Genomic DNA, 16,388 nt, shown 5'->3' on the forward strand with positions numbered 1-16,388 from the left:
CTGGAAGATCGAGATGATCGAGGGTCGTCCGTGGTTCACCCCACCGCGCTGGACCGACCCGCAGCGAAGACCCGTCCCCGGCGGCGCGTCACTGCCCGCACCCCGACACGACGCCGCATGACCGGACCGCACGGCCGCGGGGCTCGGCCTGCCCACCGGACGGGGCCCGGGCGACGATCCTGGCCGTCGTGGTGCTGCTCGTGCTCCGCGTCAGGCGGGCGCGGCGTCGCCCTCGGCGTCCGCGTCGTCGGCCCGGGACTTCGCCTCCTCGGTCGCCCGCCGGATGGCCCAGACGGTCACCGCGGCGGCGAGCACCGCGAGCGGCACACCCATCGCGAGGCGGACCCAGCCCAACCAGGTGTCGGCGTAGGCGGAGTCGTAGAGCCAGCGCTGCACCACGAACCGCGCCCCGAAGACGATGACCCAGGCCAGGGTCGCGATGTCGTACCCACGGCGCAGGTAGGGCGAGTGGCGCCAGCCCTGCCCGTCGCCGTTGACCAGGTGCCACAGCGTCCCGACGAGGGGCCGGCGCACCACCATCGAGATCAGGAAGACACCGCCGTAGAGCAGGCTCGTCCAGATGCCGAGCAGGAAGAAGCCCTTGGCCTGCCCGGTACGCCACGCGATGAACGCGCACACCGCGACCCCGAACAGCCCCGAGAACGCTGGCTGCAGCTTCTCCCCGCGCACCAGACGCCACACGGCCACCGCGACGGCCGAGGCCACCGCGGCGATGATCGACGCGACGAGTGTGTGGAAGATCGCCTGGGCGATGACGAACACCACGACCGGAACCGCCGAGGAGATCAGCCCGGTGACCCCGCCCATCTGCTCGAGCAGCGTGGGGGCGCGTTCCTCGGCGGCGTCGGCTGACTCGTCCGCGTCGTCGTCGGCGTCCCGGGCGGCGTCCGACGCGTGGCGGCTGACCCGCCCGTCCCGGACCGGTGCGGTCCCGGACCGGTCGGCTCGGCCCCCCACCGGCGCCGTCGGGGGATCCGGGCGCACAGGCCGCGGGGCGACCGGTCGTCCCACCGCCCGGGCACCGGCCGGGTCCGTCTCGTCGGAGGCGGTGAAAGCCTCCGTGGGCGGTTCGTCCGGGCGCGCGTGGCGTGCGCCGCCGGCCTGGTGCCGGGGCTGACCGATCTCGGGGTGGCGGATTGTCGTGCTCCCCTCAGGGCGCTCGCTGGAGCTCGTAGTACGGGTTGTAGATGACCTTGCGGCCATCGCGGACGGCGACCCGACCACTGGCCCGCAGTGTCCGCCCCGGCTCGATGCCGGGGATGCGCCGCCGGCCCATCCACACCAGGGTGACACCGTCGGTCCCGTCGAAGAGTTCCGCCTCCAACGTCGCGACGGAGTCCCGCGGACAGATCTCGACCGACCGCAGCCGACCCTTCACGGTGATCGCCTCACCGGAGCCCGCGCAGTTGCTCGCCAGGTGACACCCGGAGCGCTCCGCCTCGGCAGAGAGATCCTCGGCGTCCAGATCGGACACGTCGGAGGTGAGCTTGCGGACCATCCGCGACACGAACCCCGAGCTCTTGCCCATCGTCCGCTCCTCATGCAGGACACCGCGGCCTCCGCGGTGCCGATCGGACCCTCCATCGGGTCCGACGCCAGCCTAACCCGTCAAGAACGCCCGGGTGAGGTCCCGGATTCCCCCTGGTTCGGCAGCATCATCGGGATGACGGGACCGTCCGGCGACGTGATCTGCCGGGGCCGGGTGGGCAGCGACTGGAACAGCGTTTCGCGGAAGGGCTCGGGCACGTCCTCGGGCACCTCGAGGGGCAGCAGCGAACGAACGGGCAGCGGGTCCTCGGAGCGCGCGACGACGGTGCCGCGGATCAACTCGCGCAGCATCCCGTGCAGGGTGAGGGCGTGCTCGGCCGGCCCGGTCGCGACGCCGCGCAGCAGCCAGCGCGGGCCCTCGACGGCGACCACGCGGGCCACCACCTCGCCGTTGCGGGCCACCAGCTCCTTGCCCCACTCGCCACGGTCGCGCCGGATCGTGGCGCCCTCGGCCTGGAGCTGGCTCGCCAGTTCCTCGATGAGCTCGGTCCACAGGCCGCCGGTGCGCGGGGCGGCGAAGGCGCTCACCGTCAGGCGGCCCTCGGGAACCATGGCGTGCACCGCGCGCAGCGGGCCGGTGGGGTCGGGCTCGCAGACGAGCTTCGCGTTCGGCGGCACGGGCAGCTGCACGGAGCCCAGGTCCAGGCGCAGCCGGCCGTCCCGGGGAGCGTCCTCGGAGTCCCACGGGCCGCGTTGCTGGTGGTGCTGGCGTCCCGCCGGGTCCGCCGACGGCGACACCTGCGAGATGCGGCCCTTGCGGTGCTTACCGCGCGCCGGATCGGTCACGACCACTCCACCTCAGAGCTCCTCTGTCGCCGGCCGGACCCGGCCGTCATCGTCGTCCTGTCCATCACGGTCCATCGCGGCATCAGCCGCGTGTGCCGGCTCCTCAATACCCTGCCCGTGACCGTTTCGTGACATCGAAGGGCTGAGATCACCCGTCCGGCTCCATCCTCCGGTGGAACCGAACCCGCCGGCGCCGCGTCCGGAGGCCGGGAGCTCGTCCACCACACGCACCGTCGGGAGCTCGACGCGCTGGATGACCAACTGGGCCACGCGGTCACCCCGCCGGAGGACCACCGGCCGCCGCGGGTCGTGGTTGACCAGGCAGACCTGGATCTCCCCGCGGTACCCGGCGTCGACCGTCCCGGGGGCGTTGAGCAGGCCGAGACCCTCGCGGGCGGCCAGTCCGGATCGCGGGCACACGAACGCGGCGTAGCCGCTCGGCAGGGCCACCGAGACCCCGGTCCCGACGAGGGCCCGCTCGCCCGGGGCGATCTCCACGTCGGTGCGGGTGCACAGATCGAGACCGGCGTCGTCGGGGTGTGCCCGCTCCGGCACGGGCAGCCCCGGGTCCAAGCGGACCAGGTCGACCTCCAGCACGGTGGGCCAGATTACCCGGGCATCACGACGGCCCCACCGGGGCCACCCGCTCCGGCCCACGTCAGCAGGGCCCTGGCCGCAGCCCCACAGGGCCCAGGCCGCGACCGCGGGACCGCGCGGAGCCGCCTACCCTGGGAACCGTGACGCGATCCCGTCCTTCCACGGCCCCGGCCCCGACCGCTCCCCCGCCCGGGCTCGAGCGTCTCGGCCTGCCCTGGTGGGCGTGGCCGCCGGGCCTGTTCGCGGGGGCGCTCGTGGGCCTCGAGGGCAACATGGGCCTTCCCGCCGTGCCCTTCTGGATCCCGTACGTCGTCGTCATGCCTCTCGCGGTCGCCGTGCTGTGGTGGCTCGGGCGTCTCCGCGTCGGCGTCGGGCCGGGTCCCGACGGCGAGCGCGAGCTGTGGGCGGGCCCCGCCCACATCCCGACCCGCTTCGTCGGGCGCACCGACGTCGTCCGCGGCGAGGACAAGCGGATGGCGCTGGGCCCGCAGCTCGACCCGGCCGCGCACGTCCTGCACCGGGGGTGGGTGGGGCCCGCCGTCCGGCTCGAGATCACGGACCCGGACGACCCCACGCCCTACTGGGTCGTGTCCACCCGCCGTCCCGATCGGCTGCTCGCGGCGATCCGCGGCGAGCAGTAGCAGCCCGGGACCGGACGGGTCCGGACACGCGAGAGGCCCGGACCGGGGAGCTCCCGGGCCGGGCCCGTCGTGTCGTCGTTCCGTGTCCTCGTTCGGCCCCGTCGTGTCGGACGCCTACCCGTGGACGGTGAGGTCAGGCCGCGCAGTCGCGGCAGATGAACGCGTTTCCGCGGGTCTCGGCCAGACGGCTGCGGTGGTGCACCAGGAAGCAGCTGCCGCAGGTGAACTCATCGGCCTGCTTCGGGAGCACCCGGACGGTCAGTTCCTCACCGGACAGGTCGGCGCCCGGGAGCTCGAAGCTCTCCGCGGTGTCGGTCTCGTCGACGTCGACAGCCGCGGACTGCGCCTCGTTGCGCCGTGCCTTGAGCTCCTCGAGGGAGTCCTCTCCGATCTCGTCGGACTCGTTGCGGCGCGGGGCGTCGTAGTCGGTCGCCATATGGTGTGTCCCACCCTCGTACGTGCGGTGTTGTCGTGCGGCTGCACAACGCGGGACGGCACCGGTTTGTGCCGGGGCCATCGAGTGACGCGGGTCTCATCGGCGCCGGGTGCTGACACCTGCCGCGCCGCGAGGCGGCGGAAGGGTAAACCACGGACCGCCGAAGTGCCTCACGGATCCGCTGGGCCGAAGGTGTGATGTCGGGCTCGTCGGCCGACACGGACCGGTTGCCGCCGACGATCCCGGTGCGGCGCCGTCGAGCGGGGGACCCCGCGCCTCTAGGGTGGGCTCCCGTGGCCGCCTCCCTTTCGCGGGCCGTCGGGTACCGGCGCCGGCACCTCCTGCCCATGGGCCTGCTGGTGCTCGTCCTCGCCATCGCCAGCCTCCTGACCTGGATCGTGGTGTTCGTGAACTCGACCGCCACCTCGGTCACCTCGTGCAACGCACCCGCGACCGGCGGCGGGACGGTGCAGTCGCGCAGCGCGCTGGACTCGACGCAGGCCGCGGCCCCCACGAACTCCTCGGTGCGGGTCCTCAACGGCGCCGGGCAGCGCGGATCGGCCCAGCTGGCCGCGGTGGAGCTCGGCGAGCTCGGCATGCCGGAGGCGGGCGAGCCCGACAACGACCCGCTCTACCCCGCCCAGGACCTCTCGTGCGTCGGCCAGATCCGGTACGGCCCGGACGGCGCCGGGGCCGCGCGCACCCTCTCGCTGGTGGTGCCGTGCGCGGAGCTGGTCGAGGACAGCCGCCAGGGCGCCTCGGTCGATCTCGCGCTCGGCAGCGACTTCCGGGACATCACCCCGAGCCAGGGGGCGCAGGACGCCCTCAAGGCACTCACCCGCGGCAACTCCACGGGGGGTGCCGTGCCCGGGACCGACGCGAGCGCGCTCTCCCAGCTGCGCGAGGTCGACTGCTCGGCCTAGGTGGCCTCCGGCCTCGTGAGCACCTTCCGGTGCTATGACACCGGAAAGTGCTCACAAGCCGGAGGCACCCAACGCGCGCAGCAGGTCGGCCAGCGCGGTCGCGATCCCCGGTCCGGCCGCGAAGACCGCCTCCGCGCCGAGGCCGTCGGGGTCGTCACCGCCGGCCGCGCGGGGCCGGCGCACCACCGCGCCCGCCTCCTCGGCGATCAGGGCCCCCGCGGCCCAGTCCCAGTGGTGCAGCCCGTGCTCGTAGTAGCCGTCGACCCAGCCCGCGGCGACCGAGCACAGGTCCAGCGAGGCACAGCCCTGACGGCGGATGTCGCCCACCTCACCCGCCACCCGGGCCACCAGCTCGGCCTGCCGCCGGCGGCGGGCCGGGTCGTAGGCGAGCCCGGTGGCGACGACGGCGAGGCCGGGACGCTCGAGCACGGAGACCCGCAGCGGCCTGCCGTCGAGCTGGGCTCCGTGGCCGGCGGCGGCGCTCCACACCCGCCCGGACACCGGTTCGATGACGGCCCCGGCCAGCGGCAGGCCGTCGACCTCGACCCCGAGCGAGACGGCGAACCAGGGCAGCCCGTGGGCGTAGTTCACGGTGCCGTCGATCGGGTCGACGATCCAGCGCACCTGGCCGGGGGCGGGCTCGGCGTCGGCGCCGCCCTCCTCCCCGAGCACCACGTCCCGGGGGCGCAGGACGCCCAGGCGCTCGCGGACCAGGGCCTCGCACTCCTGATCGCCCGCGGTCACCACGTCGGTGGCTGAGCTCTTCGTCGGCAGATCGGCCACCGAACTGCCGCCGATCACCCGGTCGCGTACCGCGAGGGCGAGCTCCGCCGCCTCCTGGGCCACCTCCACCGAGAGCTTCTCCAGCTCGCGGGCATCCACCTGATCGTTCACGGGTGTCATCGGACCACACGCGACTACGATTCCCCGCCAGTGCGAGAGGGGACCGAAGTGAACGACGCATGGCGGCTCGGGGTGGACGTCGGGGGCACCGGCGTCAAGGGGAACGTCGTCGACACGGGGACCGGTGACCTGGTCGCCGAACGGGTCCGGATCGACACTCCGCACCCGGCGACCCCGGAGGCGGTGGCGGACACCGTGGCCGCCGTGGTCGAGGCCCACGAGTGGGAGGGCGCGGTCGGCATCACACTGCCCTCGGTGGTCAAGGACGGCATCGCCCACACCGCGGCGAACATCGACCCGACCTGGCCGGGCACCGACGCGGCCACCCTGTTCGGGGAGCGGCTCGGGCGCAGAGCCGTCCACGTGCTCAACGACGCCGACGCCGCCGGGCTCGCCGAGATGCGGTTCGGCGCCGGACAGGGCCGCCGGGGGGTCGTCTGCATGCTGACGATCGGCACCGGGATCGGGAGCGCGGTCTTCCACGACGGCGTCCTGCTCCCGTCGACCGAGTTCGGCCACCTGCAGGTCAACGGGTACGACGCCGAGACCCGCGCCTCGGCGGCGGCCCGCGAGCGCGAGGACCTGAGCTGGGAGAAGTGGGCGAAGCGACTCTCGCGCTACCTGCAGGTCCTCGAGGACCTGATCTCGCCGGACCTGATCGTCCTGGGCGGCGGCGTGAGCAAGAAACCGCACAAGTGGGTGCCGTTGCTCGAGGCACGCACCGAGATCGTGCCCGCGCAGCTGCAGAACCAGGCCGGGATCGTCGGCGCCGCGATGGCCGCAGTGGAGGGAACCAGCCCCTGACCTGCACGTTCGCTGCCGCACCCGCCGTCTGGAAGATCCCCGCCGACGCGGCGCGACGGCCGGTCGGAGTGAGGTACGGGCGGCGGTCACCCGGCGTCGTTACAATGGTTGTCAGCCCAGGGCGGCACACCGCCGGATCCGGGTTCGCAGCGGTTCCCGACACGCCCCGTCGTGACTGCTCGTCCCAGGTCCGTCGATCCGGTGTCCGCCCCGCAGTCGTTCGTCGCGAAAGGTCGTACGTGGCAGCCGCAGATTCCGCTTCCCGCCGTCGCGCCACCACCGCCACGGCAGAGCAGCCCTCCGCGCTCGCCGTGGTGGCCGAGGAGGCGGATGCTCCCGTGGCCACCCCGGCGCGGGCGAAGTCCGGGACCAAGTCCCGGTCCACGAAGACCGGTGCGCCGGCCGCGGCGAAGCCCACGAAGAAGGCCCCCGCCAAGAAGGCGGGCGGTCAGGGCGACGCCGCAGGCGAGGGCGAGGCGGCTCCCGACGGTCCCGAGGGTGAGCCCGCGCTCGAGGAGGGTGCTCCCGCGGCCGAGGACCTGACCGACGAGGTCGAGGCGCTCGGGGCGGAGGTCGTCGAGGCGACCGACGTCGAGACCGAGGAGCCCACCGAGGAGGACAAGAAGTCCGGCGACTTCGTCTGGGACGAGGAGGAGTCCGAGGCGCTGCGCCAAGCGCGCAAGGACGCCGAGCTCACCGCCTCGGCCGACTCGGTCCGCGCCTACCTCAAGCAGATCGGCAAGGTGGCGCTGCTCAACGCCGAGGAGGAGGTCGAGCTCGCCAAGCGGATCGAGGCCGGCCTCTACGCGGCGGAGCGGCTGCGCAAGGTCGCCGAGGCCGAGCAGGAGCTCGCGACGCAGATGCGGCGCGACCTGCGGTGGATCGTCCGCGACGGCGAGCGCGCCAAGTCCCACCTGCTCGAGGCGAACCTCCGGCTGGTCGTCTCGCTGGCCAAGCGCTACACCGGCCGCGGCATGGCGTTCCTGGATCTGATCCAGGAAGGCAACCTCGGTCTGATCCGTGCGGTCGAGAAGTTCGACTACACCAAGGGCTACAAGTTCTCGACGTACGCGACGTGGTGGATCCGTCAGGCGATCACCCGCGCGATGGCCGACCAGGCCCGCACCATCCGCATCCCGGTGCACATGGTGGAGGTCATCAACAAGCTCGGCCGCATACAGCGTGAGCTGCTCCAGGACCTGGGTCGCGAGCCCACCCCGGAAGAGCTGGCCAAGGAAATGGACATCACCCCGGACAAGGTGCTGGAGATCCAGCAGTACGCCCGGGAGCCCATCTCGCTGGACCAGACCATCGGTGACGAGGGCGACTCGCAGCTCGGTGACTTCATCGAGGACAGCGAGGCCGTCGTGGCGGTCGACGCGGTGTCGTTCACGCTGCTGCAGGACCAGCTGCAGTCGGTCCTGGCGACGCTCTCCGAGCGCGAGGCCGGCGTCGTGCGCCTGCGTTTCGGCCTCACCGACGGCCAGCCGCGCACCCTCGACGAGATCGGCCAGGTCTACGGCGTGACGCGTGAGCGCATCCGCCAGATCGAGTCGAAGACGATGTCGAAGCTGCGCCACCCGTCGCGCTCGCAGGTGCTGCGCGACTACCTGGACTAGGTCCACCGACGACGAGCCGGCCCGGTCACCTCCACGAGGTGGCCGGGCCGGTCGTCGTTCCGGGCCCGGTGTCGGTCCCGGGGCGCAGCAGGGCGGCCGGCGCACCCGTCAGGGCGGCGCGGGCCCCGTCGTCGAGCTGCGCCCGCGGGTCCTCGTCGACCGCGTCGATGACCCGTTGCCCGGCCCGCCGCAGGCGGTCGCCCTCGTCGGCGACGACGGGGGGCTGACGAGTGCCGACCCGTTCGGCCGTTTCGTCCTACCCGAGCGGCGGACGGAGAGTGTCGGTGTGGCGTGCTTCACTCGATTGCTCGATCGGCCACGGACGCCAACCAGGGGGAATCGGTGTCGACCCTGCCACCGGAGGTCATTGCCCGCCTCCGACCCCACGTCATCAACCTCAACCAGGGCCGGCTGTCGTCCGGTGGCACGTACGCCACCAGTGACGCGGACATCCAGGAGATCTTCCGGACGCATCTGCCCGCCTGGCTGGAGACGGCCGCCTCGCCCTCGGTCGTCTTCTGGGCCCACGGCGGCCTCGTCGACGAATCGGAGGGCCTCGGGAGCGCCGCCGACCAGATCCCGTTCTGGCTCGACAACGGGGTCTATCCGATCTTCTTCGTGTGGGAGAGCGGACTGTTCGACACCCTCGGTCAGCTCCTCGGCCGGCACGAGGATGTCCGCGCGCTGTCCCGGGACTTCTGGGATCTGACGATCGATCCCCTGGTCGAGGCGACGGCACGGGCGTTGGGCGGGCCCAAGGTCTGGTCGGCGATGAAGACGAGCGCCGAGTACGCGTCGCGGGACGACGGTGGCGCGACGCGGACAGCCGTCCTGCTGAAGGAGCTGTGCGACTCCCGTCGCGATCTCGAGCTCCACGCCGTCGGGCACAGCGCGGGGGCGATCTTCCACCGCTATTTCCTCGCCCGGGCCCAGACGGTCGAGGTCCCGCCGTTCCGTTCGTTGTCATTGTTGGCCCCGGCGATCACCATCGAGACGTTCAAGGACGGATTGATCTCGCTGATCGGCGCGTACATCGAGTCGCTGACGATGTACACGATGCACCGGGAGTTCGAGCTCGACGACGTGTGCAGCGCAGGCGGCGTCGACTTCTACCACAAGTCGCTGCTGTACCTGATCAATCGCGCCCTCGAGCCGCAACCGGAGACACCGATTCTCGGACTCGAGGATTCGGTCAACGCCGATGCCGGGCTCAGCGAGCTGTTCCGTCCGGGAAGTGCCGAGCCGGCGAAGATCGTGTGGTCGGTGACCCCCGGCGAGTCGTCATCGACATCGCACGGCGGATTCGACAACGACCCCGACACGATGAACAGCCTGGTCCGCGCGATCCGGGGAGTGGCCCAGCCCTCGTCCCCCTACGTCGCGGCCACCCGCGCCGTGAGCACCGACCGTCGTCCACCGCTGCTCGTGGCGGGCAGCGCGTCGGCCCGGCCGGCCAAGCGCGCCCTCTGCATCGGCATCGACGCCTATCCGGCGCCGAACTCGCTGGGCGGTTGCGTCGCGGACGCACACGAGTGGGCGGAGGTCCTGCGGCAACGGGGCTTCGAGGTCGCGACGCTCGTCGACCAGCAGGCGACGCGTCAGCAGATGCTCGACGGGATCCGGAGGCTGGTCGCCGCCACCGGGCCGGGGGACATCGGAGTCCTCCAGTACTCCGGCCACGGCACCCAGGTCCCCGACGCGGACGGCGATGAGACCACCGACCACCTTGACGAGGCGATCGTCCCGATTGACTTCGGCGACGGCGCGTTCATCATCGACGACGACCTGCGGGCCGTCTTCTCGGCGGTCCCGGCGGGCGGCAATCTGACGTGCTTCATGGACTGCTGCTACTCCGAGAGCAACACACGGATGCTCCGCGTCGAGCGGCCCCGCGTGGAGACGGGTGCCGCCTCGGTCCGTTACCTGTCCCGCAGCGCCGACCGGGACCGCAGTCACCGTCAGTACCGGCGCACCCATCGGTCCCGGGTCACCGCGCGGCCGGCCACCGGAGCCGTCCCGATGACCAACGTATCTTTCTCGGCCTGCCGCGACTTTCAGGTCGCGCTCGAGAGTGACGGGCACGGCCACTTCACGACGGCGGCGACGCGGCTGCTGCGGGACCCCGACGCGTCCGCATGGACCAACGTCGAGTTCCTCCAACACATCCTCGGGACCATCGAGACGGGCCAGACCCCGACGCTCGAGCCCGCAGGCGACAGCCGACGCCTGCTGACGGCCTACGAACCGGCCGGCCTCCTGTAGAACGACGGCCAGTCCCGCTCACCTACCGCCGCGGCACGGCCGACTTGGCGGAGCTCCCGGAGCTCGCCCCCGGGTGAGCACGTTGACGAACGGCGGGACGGGCACAAGCACGAGGACCGCCCACACGATCTTCGCGGTGTCGCCGCGCTCACCGAACGTCTCGCCGCCACGACCGGGGCGTTCAACCTGCTGTGGGTCGCGGTCACCGTCCTGATGATCCTGCGGCCCGGCTCGACGACGGGGGTCTGACGACCCTCGTCGGGAGGGACGACGGCAGCCCGAACCCGGGGAGCACCGTCGCGTCGAAGCGGACCAGGGCGCCGATCCGGGGGCCGGTGAGCGTGAGCACGTAGAGCCCGGTCGCGGGACGGGTGCCGTCCGCTGCGCGCAGGTAGGCGCCGAAGGCGGGCTGGCCGTTGGCCCCGGTCGGGACGAGGTCGAACCGCCGGCCCGCGTCGAAGAGCGCGGCGAAGAAGCGCGCCACGACGCCGCGACCCTGGTACTCGAAGGGCAGCGGCGGCATCGAGGTCACGACGTGCTCGGTCAGGACGGCCACCAGCGCCTCGACGTCCGCGGCCTCCCACGCGCGGACGAAGGCGGCGACCACCGCGTCCTGCGCAGGCGACCCGGCCGGCTGCATCGGCTGCGCGGGCTCGTCGGCCGACCACCGCTCCCGCAGGCCGGCCCGCGCCCGCTTGAGGGCGCCCTTGACCGCCTCCACGCTGGTGCCGAGCATCCCGGCCACCTCGTCGGCGCGGAACGCGAGGACGTCGCGCAGGACGAGCACCGCGAGCTGGCGCGGCGGCAGCGTCTGCAGGGCGGTCACGAAGGCCAGCGAGATCGCCTCGCGCTGCTCGAACCTGGCCTCCGGCCCGGGCGGCCGGTCCAGCGCACCGTCGAGCAGGGCGTCCGGGAACGGCTCGAGCCACGTGACCTCGCCGAGCCGGGTCGGCTCAGGGGGCTCCACGCCGGGGATGTCCCATCCCGCGACCGGGCGGCGCGCGGCCGCCCGGCGTGCGTTGAGGCACCGGTTCGTGGCGATCCGGTAGAGCCAGGTGCGCATCGACGCCCGACCCTCGAAGCCGCCGAAGCCCTGCCAGGCGGCGAGCAGCGTGTCCTGGAGGACGTCCTCGGCCTCCTGGAAGGACCCGAGCATCCGGTAGCAGTGCACCCGCAGTTCCCGCCGGTGGGGCTCGACCAGCTCCTCGAACGCGGCACCCTCGCCGCGCCGCGCACGGGCCATCAGGTCGCCGCCGTCCACCGTCACCTCACCGCCTTCCATCGGGCACCTCCGTCAGGTACGGACACCGGGGCCGGGGCGGACGGGGCGCTCGGCGCGCGGCGACCCCTTCGGTGCGGCCACGGTGTCGATCCCGGTGACCGCACCACACCGGCACCAGGAGGACCACCATGGGAAAGATCGTCATCAGCGAGAACGTCACGCTCGACGGAGTCGTGCAGGATCCGATGGGCGACGAGGGCTCCGAGGGCGGCGGCTGGTTCCTGCGCTCGAGCGAGGCGGACCGCGGGGAGTGGGCCGAGCTCGAGCGCAAGGAGGCGCTCGAGGCCGAGGCCCTGCTGCTCGGCCGACGCAGCGACGAGTGGTTCGCGACGCGGTGGCTCACGCGCAGCGGCGAGTGGGCGGACCGCCTGAACGGGATGCCCAAGTACGTCGTGTCGGCGACGCTCGACACGCCGCGGTGGAGCAACGCGACGGTGCTCCGCGGCGAGGTCGTCGAGGAGGTCTCGGCGCTGAAGCAGCGGGTCGAGGGCGAGATCGTCGTCTACGCCAGCAGCCGGCTCGTGCCCACGCTGCTCGAGCACGACCTCGTCGACGAACTGCGGCTCACCGTGCACCCGGTGCTGCTCGGGACGGGCCGGCGTCTCCTCGGAGAGGCCGGCGGGGTGATACCGCTGCGCCTCGTCGACACCCGGCTCGTCGGCGAGGGCCTGGTCCTGCTCACCTACCGCCGCGGGACCGCGGGCCCGGCGGGGCTCTCCTAGAGCTCGCCGCCGATGTCGCCACCGGGTCCGGCGTATACCCGGACGCCCGGATGGGCAACTCTCCCTACGCGTCGGGACGCACGAGGGTGAGGAGGGCCGGGTGGCCCAGGACGACCAGCTCATCGCCGGGCGTTATCGACTCTCCACGCAGGTCGGCAGCGGGGCGATGGGCGTGGTGTGGCGGGCCGAGGACGAGACCCTGCGACGCACGGTCGCCCTCAAGCAGGTCCTCCTCCCCAGCGGGGTCGACGACCCGACCCGCGAACGGGCCTACCGCCGGGTGATGCGCGAAGGTCGGCTGTTCGCGCGGCTGCACCACCCGAACGCGATCGCGGTGTTCGACGTCGTCGACCACGACAGCGAGCCCTGGCTGGTGATGGAGTACCTGCCGTCCCAGAGCCTGTCGGAGGCGGTCACCGCCCACGGGGTGCTGTCCCCGGCGGTGGCGGCCAGCGTCGGGCACCAGGTCGCTGCGGCGCTCGCCGCCGCCCACGAGGCCGGCATCGTCCACCGCGACGTCAAGCCGGGCAACGTCCTGCTCGGTCACGCCAACGTGGTCAAGGTGACCGACTTCGGCATCTCCCGCGCCGTCGACGAGGCCACGATCACCTCCGGGGGGATGATGGCCGGCACCCCGGCCTACCTCGCCCCGGAGGTCGCCCGCGGCGCCGAGGCCGACTTCCGGTCCGACGTCTACTCGCTGGGATCCACGATCTACGCGGCCGTGGAGGGCGAGCCGCCGTTCGGCCAGGGCGAGAACGCCCTCGCCCAGCTCCACCGCGTCGCGACGGGCGAGTACACCCCGCCCCGCCACGGCGGGGCCCTCACGCCCCTGCTCGAGCGCCTGCTCGCGGGCGACCCGGCGCGCCGTCCGGAGATGCACCAGGTGCGCGACGAGCTCGGACGGCTCGCCGCCGTGGACGCCGAGACCGACGAGTGGCCCGAGGCGCGACGCGAGCCGACGGGTCCGACGCTGCCGGTCACGCCGCCGCCGCTCGTTGCCTCGCCGTCGAGGGACGGCTCCGGGCAGGGTGGCCCCGGTGCGACCCCCGTCCGGGAGGCGGGCCGGGTCGCCCTCGCCACGGCGAGCCCGTCGGGGCCGCCCACCCGCACCCCGCCGACGGCCCAGGCCGCGAGGGAGCGGACCCCCTCCGCCTCCGACACCGTCGTCGGCCGGTTCGACGACGAGGACGGGCCCGACGACGGGGCGCGCCGGCGCCGGCGCCGGCGACGTCGGCTCGGGATCGGTCTCGCGGTCCTCCTGCTCGGGGCCGCCGTCGCGGTCGCCCTCGTCCTGGGGCGGACGGGCGGCGACGGCGCCACCATCGGCGCGACCGGTCCCGCCCCGACGACCGCGGGCGAACCCGGCTCGACCGGGAGCGACCAGGCCTCCGGTGACGGTTCCGGCACCGGCACCGGCACCGGCACCGCGGCGCCGGCGCCGGGCACCCCCGACCAGATCGAGCAGCAGCAGGCGATCATCGACTACTACGCGCGGATCCCGTCGGATCTGCCGGACGGCTGGGAGCGCCTCACCCCCGGGTACCAGCAGAACACCGCGGGCGGCTTCGCCGGCTACTCCGGCTTCTGGGGCACCGTGCAACAGGTCACCGTGCGCGGGGTGTCGCCGGGCGCGGACGACACGGTCGACGCCACCGTCACCTACGTCCACGACGGGGGGCGTAGCAGCGAGGAGCGGACTCTCTTCCGGCTGGTGCGTCAGGACGGGATCTGGAAGATCGACGGGAGCCAGGTCCTCACGAGCCGGTGAGCGGAACGGTCCGCCCCTGGGGGCCGCCCACGGTCGTCGCTACCGTGGTGGGCGTGGACGACTTCCTGGGGCCCGGTGCCCGAAGCGAGCGGGTCCGGCCCGAGGAGCGCCGCCGGTACCAGTTCGGGCTCGGCTTCAACGTCGTCGCCGGGATCATCTGGCTGGTCATGTACATCGCGACCGGGGCCTGGTATTTCGCGGTGCTCCTGGCGGTGTGCGCGGTGATTGCGGGCGTGTCCGGCTACGCGCTGATGGCCCTGCGCTCCGGGTCGAGCGGCTAGGTCCTCGAGCGGCCAGGTCCTCGAGCGGCCAGGTCCGGGGCCGGGGCGTCCTGCTCGCCTGCGATGCTGTCGACCATGTCCCAGCACCCCGACGCCGACGAGCTGCCCGGTCCCGATCCCGCCACCGTCCACGAGCGGTCGGTCGCCGTCATCCGCGCCATGGACGGCGGTGACCTCGACGCCGTCGCGGGCCTGCTGGGCGAGCTCGGGGGACCCGAGGAGTTCGCGGCGCAGGTGGTGAGCCTGGCCAGCCTGGCGCGGCTGCTGCTCGACCAGGTACCCCAGACCGGCCCGGAGAACGACGAGGCACGTTCCGCCGTGCTCGACGAGCTCGCCCGCGTGCTCGTGGCCGCCGAGACGCCGAGACGCCGTGACGCCGTGACGCCGTGACCGCGTGACCACCGCGACCCCGCCGCCGGGCACGCGGTCGTCGTCGTAGGCGAAGATCGGAGGGTGAGCGCAGCAGACGTCCTGACCCCCGGCAGTCCCGCGACGGCCGAGGACGCCGCCCTCGCCCGCGAGCTGGCCGCGGCGACGGGCGAGCTGCTGCTGGAGCTGCGGGACCGGACCCCGCCCGGCCGCGACCGCGAGTACGCAGGCGACGCCGACGCGCACGCCTACCTGGCCCGCGAGCTCGCTCGGCGCCGTCCCGACGACGCGGTGCTCTCCGAGGAGGGCTCGCTCGACCCGAGGACGTGGCACGGGGCGCACCGGCTCTGGATCGTCGACCCCCTCGACGGCTCGAGCGGCTTCGGCCGGGGCACCGAGGAGTGGGGCGTGCACGTCGCGCTCGTGGTCGACGGGCGCCTGGCGGCGGGCGCGGTCTCGGTGCCGGGGATGGACGCACTGGTGGACTCCGGGACGGTCGAGCCGATCCCGGACGACCCGCTGCCCGCCGATGGTTCTCTCGCCGTGACGGTGAGCCGGTCGCGCCCGCCGATCGAGCTCCGGGCGGTCGAGCGGGCGTTCGCGGTCCGGCTGGTCCGGCGGTCCGCGGCGGGCGTGAAGACGCTCGCCGTCCTGGACGGCGAGGCCGACGTGTACCTGCACTCGGGGGGCCAGTACGAGTGGGACAACGCGGCGCCGATGGCGGTCGCGATGGCCGCGGGGCTGCGGGCGACCCGGATCGACGGCACCGAGGTGCCGTACGGGCAGGACGACCCGTACTCCCCCGACCTGCTCATCGCCCGCCCGACGGTGCACGCCGCCGTCCTCGAGGCTCTCCGGGGCTGAGGCTCTCCGGGGCTGAAGCTCTCCGGGGCTGAAGCTCTCCGGGGCTGAGGGCCCGGCCGGGACCGGTCAGGGACGCCGGACCGACACCAGCTCCTCGAGGACCTCGATGACCTCGTCGGCGTCCGCGATCCGGCGCAGGCCGTCGTCGTCGGGATCCTCGTCGTCGTCGACCAGCACACCGACGTCGCTCGGGGCGAGCCCGGCCAGCGACTCCGGATCGACGTCGATCACCAGGGCGACCCCGCCGACCTCGCGACGCAGCGCGGGCACCTCGCCGGGGCCGCAGGTCCGCAGTCCGCCCTTGGCGCCGGAGAGGAACATCAGCTCGGAGACCTCCTCGCCCGGGCGCCGGGAGACGATGGCGACCGTCGTGCCCGGGAGCGCGAGCAGCACGTTGAGCGCCTCGGACGACTGCTGCACGGCGCGGTCGTCGCCGTCGGGCGAGAGGGCGCCGTCGAAGCCGCAGGCGACCAGCAGGGTCGGCGCCTCCCCGAGCGACGCCATGTCCGCGAGCAGCTCCTCGAGATCGGTCTCCACGCCGCCTCCTGACCTCTGATCG

The 16,388-nt window shown here is 73.4% G+C and carries 17 protein-coding genes and 1 pseudogene; 10 read left to right on the forward strand and 8 right to left on the reverse strand.

All coding sequences use genetic code 11. From position 1 onward, the window contains the following. Nucleotides 1-210 precede the first annotated feature (210 nt). From VGI02_RS13435 to dut, 4 genes and pseudogenes are all read right to left on the reverse strand, one after another. Entirely contained in the window at nucleotides 211-978 is a 768-nt protein-coding gene (locus VGI02_RS13435) for a DUF3159 domain-containing protein (RefSeq protein WP_331627890.1), read from the reverse strand. A gap of 193 nt (nucleotides 979-1,171) precedes the next feature. Further along, nucleotides 1,172-1,549, reverse strand: a complete 378-nt coding sequence (locus tag VGI02_RS13440; RefSeq protein WP_331627891.1) for an OB-fold nucleic acid binding domain-containing protein — start codon at nucleotides 1,547-1,549, stop codon at nucleotides 1,172-1,174. Between the two features lie 80 nt (nucleotides 1,550-1,629). Next, nucleotides 1,630-2,355, reverse strand: coding sequence for a DUF3710 domain-containing protein (locus VGI02_RS13445; protein WP_331627892.1), 726 nt, complete (start codon nucleotides 2,353-2,355; stop codon nucleotides 1,630-1,632). A 165-nt stretch (nucleotides 2,356-2,520) separates the two neighbouring features. Continuing rightward, nucleotides 2,521-2,949: pseudogene (gene dut, locus VGI02_RS13450) on the reverse strand (dUTP diphosphatase); the annotation flags it as partial. Between the two features lie 143 nt (nucleotides 2,950-3,092). Between dut and VGI02_RS13455 the strand changes: the two are divergent. Continuing rightward, complete coding sequence (locus VGI02_RS13455; RefSeq protein ID WP_331627893.1) at nucleotides 3,093-3,593, forward strand: DUF3093 domain-containing protein; 501 nt, start codon at nucleotides 3,093-3,095, stop codon at nucleotides 3,591-3,593. 133 nt (nucleotides 3,594-3,726) lie between these two features. Here VGI02_RS13455 and VGI02_RS13460 read toward each other — a convergent pair whose 3' ends face one another. Further along, nucleotides 3,727-4,029 carry a DUF4193 domain-containing protein gene (locus VGI02_RS13460; RefSeq protein ID WP_179793927.1) on the reverse strand — a complete coding sequence of 101 codons (303 nt, stop codon included), beginning with the start codon at nucleotides 4,027-4,029 and terminating at the stop codon, nucleotides 3,727-3,729. 293 nt (nucleotides 4,030-4,322) lie between these two features. On the opposite strand from VGI02_RS13460, the gene cei reads away from it, so the two are divergent. Beyond that, a complete protein-coding gene (gene cei / locus VGI02_RS13465; RefSeq protein ID WP_331627894.1) occupies nucleotides 4,323-4,952 on the forward strand; it encodes an envelope integrity protein Cei in 630 nt (209 codons plus the stop codon). A gap of 51 nt (nucleotides 4,953-5,003) precedes the next feature. On the opposite strand, the gene VGI02_RS13470 is transcribed toward cei, so the two are convergent. After that, nucleotides 5,004-5,846: an inositol monophosphatase family protein gene (locus tag VGI02_RS13470; protein ID WP_414638259.1), complete on the reverse strand. Its 843-nt coding sequence runs from the start codon at nucleotides 5,844-5,846 to the stop codon at nucleotides 5,004-5,006. Nucleotides 5,847-5,903: 57 nt separating this feature from the next. Here VGI02_RS13470 and ppgK point away from each other — a divergent pair, with 57 nt between their 5' ends. The 3 genes from ppgK to VGI02_RS13485 all read left to right on the forward strand — a co-directional run bounded on the left by ppgK (nucleotide 5,904) and on the right by VGI02_RS13485 (nucleotide 10,540). Beyond that, nucleotides 5,904-6,659, forward strand: coding sequence for a polyphosphate--glucose phosphotransferase (ppgK, locus tag VGI02_RS13475; RefSeq protein WP_331627896.1), 756 nt, complete (start codon nucleotides 5,904-5,906; stop codon nucleotides 6,657-6,659). Nucleotides 6,660-6,898: 239 nt separating this feature from the next. After that, on the forward strand, nucleotides 6,899-8,278 hold the full coding sequence (locus VGI02_RS13480) for an RNA polymerase sigma factor (RefSeq protein ID WP_331627897.1): 1,380 nt from the start codon (nucleotides 6,899-6,901) through the stop codon (nucleotides 8,276-8,278). 342 nt (nucleotides 8,279-8,620) lie between these two features. After that, nucleotides 8,621-10,540: a caspase family protein gene (locus tag VGI02_RS13485; protein ID WP_331627898.1), complete on the forward strand. Its 1,920-nt coding sequence runs from the start codon at nucleotides 8,621-8,623 to the stop codon at nucleotides 10,538-10,540. Nucleotides 10,541-10,742: 202 nt separating this feature from the next. On the opposite strand, the gene VGI02_RS13490 is transcribed toward VGI02_RS13485, so the two are convergent. Beyond that, nucleotides 10,743-11,822, reverse strand: a complete 1,080-nt coding sequence (locus VGI02_RS13490) for an RNA polymerase subunit sigma-70 (protein WP_331627899.1) — start codon at nucleotides 11,820-11,822, stop codon at nucleotides 10,743-10,745. Between the two features lie 128 nt (nucleotides 11,823-11,950). On the opposite strand from VGI02_RS13490, the gene VGI02_RS13495 reads away from it, so the two are divergent. The 5 genes from VGI02_RS13495 to VGI02_RS13515 all read left to right on the forward strand — a co-directional run bounded on the left by VGI02_RS13495 (nucleotide 11,951) and on the right by VGI02_RS13515 (nucleotide 15,829). Beyond that, on the forward strand, nucleotides 11,951-12,544 hold the full coding sequence (locus VGI02_RS13495) for a dihydrofolate reductase family protein (RefSeq protein ID WP_331627900.1): 594 nt from the start codon (nucleotides 11,951-11,953) through the stop codon (nucleotides 12,542-12,544). Between the two features lie 100 nt (nucleotides 12,545-12,644). Next, nucleotides 12,645-14,315, forward strand: a complete 1,671-nt coding sequence (locus VGI02_RS13500; protein ID WP_331627901.1) for a serine/threonine-protein kinase — start codon at nucleotides 12,645-12,647, stop codon at nucleotides 14,313-14,315. 53 nt (nucleotides 14,316-14,368) lie between these two features. Then, nucleotides 14,369-14,596 carry a hypothetical protein gene (locus VGI02_RS13505; RefSeq protein ID WP_331627902.1) on the forward strand — a complete coding sequence of 76 codons (228 nt, stop codon included), beginning with the start codon at nucleotides 14,369-14,371 and terminating at the stop codon, nucleotides 14,594-14,596. A gap of 75 nt (nucleotides 14,597-14,671) precedes the next feature. After that, the gene (locus tag VGI02_RS13510) at nucleotides 14,672-14,986 is read left to right on the forward strand and encodes a hypothetical protein (RefSeq protein ID WP_331627903.1); all 315 of its coding nucleotides are present in this window, start codon (nucleotides 14,672-14,674) and stop codon (nucleotides 14,984-14,986) included. A gap of 63 nt (nucleotides 14,987-15,049) precedes the next feature. Beyond that, nucleotides 15,050-15,829 carry an inositol monophosphatase family protein gene (locus VGI02_RS13515; RefSeq protein ID WP_331627904.1) on the forward strand — a complete coding sequence of 260 codons (780 nt, stop codon included), beginning with the start codon at nucleotides 15,050-15,052 and terminating at the stop codon, nucleotides 15,827-15,829. Between the two features lie 66 nt (nucleotides 15,830-15,895). Here the strand turns inward: VGI02_RS13515 and VGI02_RS13520 are convergent, their stop codons facing one another. After that, entirely contained in the window at nucleotides 15,896-16,366 is a 471-nt protein-coding gene (locus VGI02_RS13520) for an HAD family hydrolase (RefSeq protein ID WP_331627905.1), read from the reverse strand. Between the last annotated feature and the right edge of the window lie 22 nt (nucleotides 16,367-16,388).

This window comes from Actinomycetospora sp. (assembly GCF_036497245.1).
GTDB lineage: Bacteria > Actinomycetota > Actinomycetes > Mycobacteriales > Pseudonocardiaceae > Actinomycetospora.